Annotated in this window: 4 protein-coding genes and 1 rRNA gene; all 5 read left to right on the forward strand. The window is 47.2% G+C overall.

The features are described 5' to 3' along the window. Positions 1–204 precede the first annotated feature (204 nt). Positions 205–657, forward strand: a complete 453-nt coding sequence (locus J2Z66_RS42215) for a DUF6130 family protein (RefSeq protein WP_209980098.1) — start codon at positions 205–207, stop codon at positions 655–657. A 169-nt stretch (positions 658–826) separates the two neighbouring features. After that, entirely contained in the window at positions 827–1,522 is a 696-nt protein-coding gene (pcrB, locus tag J2Z66_RS42220; protein ID WP_209980100.1) for a heptaprenylglyceryl phosphate synthase, read from the forward strand. Between the two features lie 4 nt (positions 1,523–1,526). Beyond that, positions 1,527–3,884, forward strand: a complete 2,358-nt coding sequence (gene pcrA, locus J2Z66_RS42225; protein ID WP_209980102.1) for a DNA helicase PcrA — start codon at positions 1,527–1,529, stop codon at positions 3,882–3,884. A 34-nt stretch (positions 3,885–3,918) separates the two neighbouring features. Beyond that, entirely contained in the window at positions 3,919–5,940 is a 2,022-nt protein-coding gene (gene ligA, locus J2Z66_RS42230; RefSeq protein WP_209980105.1) for an NAD-dependent DNA ligase LigA, read from the forward strand. Between the two features lie 543 nt (positions 5,941–6,483). Then, a 16S ribosomal RNA gene (locus J2Z66_RS42235) occupies positions 6,484–6,571 on the forward strand; the annotation flags it as partial.

Genomic DNA, 6,571 nt, shown 5'->3' on the forward strand with positions numbered 1-6,571 from the left:
GTTCCTACCTCCTCATCGATTCCATTCAGGGAACAAATCTTTAACAGCGGCTGGAGCCCACAGCCATTCCCTCCGCAACGCACCCAAGTCACGAATACGCACATCAAAGGACGCCGCAAGGCGTTGATTTTATGCATGAAAGAGGCTTGTCAAACATATAAAAGGTACAAAGGATGTCCAATAAGAGGAAGAGGGTGTACGGCTATGAAAAAAACTTGGATTATAGGCATTGCATCTCTGATGGTGCTTGGCAGCATAACCACGGCTTGCAGCACGAAGGAGGACCCTATGCTTGATCACAGCTCGATGATTATGACAGGGAGCGGGCAGGGGGATTATCTCACAGATGGAGCTGTCTCGAAGAAGGACCAGCCAACGCTTAATGCTAAGATCGTGCAAGACGGGACAAGTGCCACGATCACTTTTCAAACTAGCAATATAAAGCTTTCCCCAGATCATATGGGCAAGAAAAATGTGCCGGGTGAAGGACATCTCCATCTGACAGTTAATGGTAAGCAAAAAGCAATGTTAGATACGACTGCGCCTATTAAGCTTGAAAATCTTAGTGTGGGCAAGCATGTTATTACATTGGATTTACAGCAAAATGACCATACGCCTCTTCATGTAGAGCGTGTTTTTAAAATTGAAGTGAAATAAAGAGCGCTCGCTTTCTGCCTGGTTACCGATAAATGTTCGTAAATTTCATAGTTTAATGAGGCCGTCCTTTAAGGGCGGCTTTGTCATTTTCCTTGTTTGACACACCCTCAAACGTAGCATAGACTTAATGTATTATGGCACTAGTGCCGCTTAATCGGAGGGGCTATTTTTGATCGTTGATATACGTCAGTGGAAGCATGTGTTTAAGCTTGATCCGGACAAGAACATCTCGGATGATGCGCTTGATCAAATCTGTATGTCCGGTACCGATTGCATTCTTGTAGGCGGCTCAACGGGTATAACCTTCGATAATACCGTAGATTTACTTGCCCGCATTCGCCAATATGAAGTTCCGTGTGCGCTCGAAGTTTCTAATCGGGAGGCTATTGTTCCGGGCTTTGATTTGTTTTTGATCCCCGTGGTGTTAAATTCCCTGGATCCTGAATGGATTGTCGGGCAGCATCATGAGGCTTTGAAGGAGTATGGGGCTATTCTCAATTGGAATGAAGTTGTTACGGAAGGTTATGTGATTCTCAATCGTGATGCTTCAGCTGCCAGCTTAACTAAGGCCAATACGGAGCTTGATCTCAAAGATGTTATTGCTTATGCAAGGCTGGCGGACAAGCTGTTCCGGATGCCTATTGTGTATTTGGAGTACAGCGGCAGGTTTGGCGATATGGAGCTTGTGCGGCGGACTAAAGCGATATTAGACGATGCCCGGCTTTTCTATGGCGGAGGAATTGATAGCCTGGAGAAGGCGCAGGAAGCAGCGCTTGCCGCAGATACGATTGTAGTAGGAAATGTCATTTACAGCGATTTGAAGCTTGCGCTTCAGACCGTGAATTTCGATAGAACAGGAAGGTAATACAATGAATGATACCCAGAAAATTATGGATGCCGTTCAGCGGCTGAATCCCCCACAGCGCAAAGCTGTAGAAGCAGTCGACGGGCCATTGCTTATTATGGCTGGAGCGGGAAGCGGGAAGACGCGGGTGCTAACGCATCGCATAGCCTATTTGATTGCCACCCGCAAAGCAGCGCCTTGGAGTATACTCGCAATTACATTTACGAACAAAGCAGCCAGAGAAATGCGGGACCGGGTCGAAAAGCTGGTTGGACCTGCGGCCGGAGATATTTGGGTCTCGACGTTTCACTCCATGTGTGTGCGTATACTTCGCAGAGATATTAACCGCATTGGCTTTACGTCCAATTTTACAATTCTGGATTCGAGTGACCAGCTTTCCGTAATTAAGACCTGTATGAAGGAATTAAATATTGACGCGAAAAAATTCGAGCCCAAAACCATACAAGCAGCTCTCGGCACGGCCAAAAACGAGCTCATCAGCCCAAAGACTTACGAGAGTAAGATTGGAGACTATTTTGAAAGTCTTGTTGCGAAGGTATATTCGCTCTATCAGAAAAAGCTGCGGAGTAATAACTCCTTGGATTTTGACGACCTGATTATGACCACGATACAGCTTTTCAAAGAAGAGCCAGAGGTGCTGGAGCATTACCAGAACAAGTTTCAATATATCCACGTCGACGAGTATCAGGATACAAATAGGGCTCAGTATATGCTCTGTCAGATGATAGCTGATAAATATAAACGCATTTGCGTGGTAGGCGATAGCGACCAATCCATTTATCGCTGGCGCGGCGCAGATATTTCGAATATTTTGAATTTTGAGCAGGATTACCCGGATGCAACCACTATTTTCCTCGAACAGAACTATCGTTCGACCTCTAACATTCTTCAGGCAGCGAATAAGGTAATTTCCAATAATACAGGCCGCAAGCCAAAGAACCTTTGGACAGACAAGGAAGGCGGCAGCAGCATTAAGCTGTACCAGGCTGATACAGAGCATGAAGAGGGCTATTTTATTACCAATGAAATTAACAAAAACCGTGCCCGCGGCAAAAGCTTTGCCAATCATGCCATTTTGTACCGTACTAATGCCCAATCCCGGGTAATTGAGGAAATTCTGATCAAGTCGGACATCCCCTATACGATTGTTGGCGGAGTTAAGTTCTATGACCGTAAAGAAATTAAGGATATCCTTGCGTATTTGCGCTTGATCTCCAATCCGGATGATGACATCAGCCTTTCTCGTGTTGTGAATGTTCCGAAACGGGGAATTGGGGATACTACTATGGACAAGGTAGGGGAGATGGCTGCAAGGCGCGGGATTTCCCTGTACGCTATGCTGGAGGAGGTCGATGCTCTGGAGATCAGTCCCCGCACGAAGCATGCACTGGCAGATTTCCGCGAGATGATCGAGAATCTGAATAGGATGGTAGATTATCTTTCGGTTACCGAGCTGACAGAGAAGATGCTGGAGCTGACGGAATATCGAATGGAAATGCAGCGCGAAAATACGCTGGAATCCAAGGCCCGCTTGGAAAACGTGGACGAGTTTCTATCCGTGACCATGGATTTCGAGAAACGGAACGAGGACAAAACGCTGATTTCCTTCCTTACAGACCTGGCGCTGATTGCCGATATCGACACCTTGGATAAAGAAGCTGACAACAGTGATGCGATCGTTCTGATGACGATGCACAGTGCTAAAGGCTTAGAATTTCCAGTCGTATTTATTGTTGGTATGGAGGAAGGCGTATTTCCGCACAGCCGTGCATTTTCCGATAATGAGGAGCTTGAAGAAGAACGGCGCCTGGCTTATGTGGGCATTACCCGCGCAGAAGAGGATCTGTTCTTGACCTGCGCCCGCATGCGGACTTTGTTCGGACGTACGGCAGCCAATGCGCCATCGAGATTTCTGATGGAGATTCCGGTTGAAATTCTAGAGAATGTATCACAGTCCGGGGGGAGCGGGGATCGCTACAGCAGGGCCACACGTACGACCTGGTCGAATAGCGGTGGAGGTTCTGGTTATTCCTCGGGCGGATCTGCGTCGGCGTCCTGGGGTCAGCCATCGTCCTTCGGCAAGCCTTCTGCCGGAGGCGCTACGGGAGCGGCGAGGGCTCCTGTTGCTGCCGGGTCTGCTGCGAAGCCTGCTTTTGCAACAAGACAGCCAGGGCCTGCAGGAAATCAGAAGAGTATTGATTTCAAAATGGGCGATAAGGTTTCACATGGCAAATGGGGGCTAGGCACAGTAGTTGCTATTAAAGGCTCCGGTGACGATACCGAGCTGCAAATTGCTTTTCCCGCACCGGTAGGGATCAAACGGCTGTTAGCCAAATTTGCTCCGATTACAAAGGAATCTTGATTCATTAATAGGTCTATAGAGAGGAAGAATCTATATGTCAGAAGCCATCTCGTCCATGAAAGTCCTCATTGAAGAACTCAACCGGCATAATTATAACTATTACACGTTGGACAATCCGTCTATTTCAGATAAGGAATATGACGTGCTGTATGACAGACTACTCGCCATGGAGCAGGAAACGGGCATTATACTTCCTGCTTCTCCTTCACAGCGTGTGGGGGGGGATACCCTCAGCGGCTTTGTGCCCCATCGGCATCTTGCCAGACTTTGGAGTCTCGATAAAGCACAGAACACAGAGGTCATGCATACTTGGAACACGCGCGTGCTGAAGCTGATTGCTGATTATAATAGTAAAAATCCCGACACACCACTTCCCGATCCATCCTATGCTGTGGAGCTTAAATTTGATGGGCTTACTTTGAACCTTACTTATAAAGAAGGACGTCTGGTTCAAGCTTCTACCCGTGGCAACGGGGTTGTTGGCGAGGGCATTTTGGCGCAAGTGAAGACGATAAAGTCGGTCCCCTTGGAAATTCCCTATAAGGACGGATTGCTTGAAGTTCAGGGAGAGGGCATGATGTTTCTCTCTGTGCTTGAAGCGTACAACAAGACAGCGGCAGAGCCGCTCAAGAATGCCCGTAATGCCGCCGCGGGTGCTCTTCGCAACTTGAATCCGAAGCTAACCGCAGAACGTCGGCTCAGCGCTTTTTTCTACAATATTGGCTACTCGGATGGGGTGCAATTCCAGAATCATGGGGAGATGCTGCAGTTTCTTCGTGATAATTATTTTAGCGTGAGCCCGCATGTTCACTTTTTCGATACAATAGAAGATGTAGTGGCTAATCTGGAGCAGCTTGCAAAAGAGCGTCATGACTTTGACTTCTTGATTGATGGCGGTGTTGTTAAGCTTACAGATATGCGAACCCGGGAAGTGCTTGGCAACACAGAGAAGTTTCCCCGTTGGGCTGTAGCCTTTAAGTTTGAGGCAGAGGAAGCGACAACTATCCTGCAATCTGTTTCCTGGGAGGTTGGCCGTACAGGGAAAATTACTCCGTCTGCCCGGGTCGAAGCTGTAGATCTTGCAGGTGTAACGGTGCAAAACTGTACGCTCAATAATATAGGCGATATTGAAAGAAAAAATCTCAAGTTTGCTCTGGGCAGCCTTGTATATATTCGCAGATCCAACGATGTGATTCCGGAAATTTTGGGAAAAGTGACCGAAGATCAGGACGGTGGAGAGATTATTTATCCAGTGCTGTGTCCTTCATGTTCCGCTGAGCTTGAGCAGAGGGGGGCACATATCTTTTGTCCCAACCGGCTTGGATGCAGCCCGCAGCTCATTGGAAGAATAACGCATTTCGCTTCCAGAGATGCCATGGACATCGAATCCTTCAGCGAGATGACAGCTGCGCAGCTGCATCAGGAGCTTGGTGTGCGCGATCCGGCCGACCTCTACAGCCTTAATTTTGAGGAGCTGGTCAGTCTTGACCGTTTTGGAGAGAAGAAGGCTGGCAACCTGCTGGAAGCTTTGGAGAAAAGTAAGTCCCGGGATCTAGCCTCATTCTTATATGCGTTAGGTATTCCCAACTCAGGCAAGACCACGACCAAAGTGCTCGCTGATCATTACCGCAGCCTGGAGAAGGTGATGGAAGCCGAGCAAGAAGAGCTTATTACGCTCCCTGATGTCGGCGGAATTGTAGCGGATAGTATCTACACTTTTTTCCGTGATCCCTTAATGCTTGAAAGCATTCAACGCATGTTAAGTGCCGGTGTCCGGCCTGTTGTTGAGGAAACTGCCACGGTTTCAGCGGATCCTGAAAATCCTTTTTACGGCAAGACGGTAGTACTGACCGGTACTTTGAGTGTAATGGGACGCGACGAGGCGGCTAAGAAGCTAGAGGCACTTGGAGCGAAAGTAACGGGAAGTGTCTCGAAGAAAACGGATATTGTAATTGCTGGTGAAAGTGCTGGCAGCAAGCTGACTAAGGCACAGGAGCTGGGCATTCGTATTATTGAGGATGAGAATGAGCTGCTGCGGCTTTTGGGTGAAGGTTGATAAACTGATGAACTAGTTGTATGGAGTTATTATGGAGTATTGGAACAGATGGCTAAACGTAGAAAAGGGCTTGGCAGGTTATTTGACCTCCAGCCCTTTTTGTTAAATAACGAATAGATAACAATGATAAATAACAAACGATAGATCAAAAGATAGGTACCAACGAGAGATACCAACAATTTATACAAACGAGAGATACCAACAATAGATACCAGATAGATAGCAGGTAGATGGCTGTGGCGAAGATAATTCTGCTGATGATTACAGAGGGTTGGAAAGGGGTAAATTAGGTGGGAAATAGGGGGTTAAGAAAATAATTTAAAGTTTTTTTGCCTAGGGGGTTGCAAATCATATTGAAACCTGATAGTATATATTCTTGTCGCCGCAAGTAACACAATGAACGACAAAAGACGACAAGAACAAACACAAAGCTCCTTGAAAACTAAACAAATGAATGATCAATCAGCAAAACGCAAGTGATAGTATTGAGCTGTTAAGCTTGAGAATAAAAAGTCGTGTAAGACCTCGGTCATATACGCAACTTTATTGGAGAGTTTGATCCTGGCTCAGGACGAACGCTGGCGGCGTGCCTAATACATGCAAGTCGAGCGGATTTGTTCCTTCGGGGACA

It is taken from the genome of Paenibacillus eucommiae, from assembly GCF_017874215.1.
Lineage (GTDB): Bacteria > Bacillota > Bacilli > Paenibacillales > NBRC-103111 > Paenibacillus_AI > Paenibacillus_AI eucommiae.

Excerpts from the sequence above, each read along its gene's own strand:
- J2Z66_RS42215 (WP_209980098.1), top strand. The coding sequence starts at position 205 with ATGAAAAAAACTTGGATTATAGGCATTGCATCTCTGATGGTGCTTGGC.
- pcrA (WP_209980102.1), top strand. The coding sequence starts at position 1,527 with ATGAATGATACCCAGAAAATTATGGATGCCGTTCAGCGGCTGAATCCC.
- ligA (WP_209980105.1), top strand. The coding sequence starts at position 3,919 with ATGTCAGAAGCCATCTCGTCCATGAAAGTCCTCATTGAAGAACTCAAC.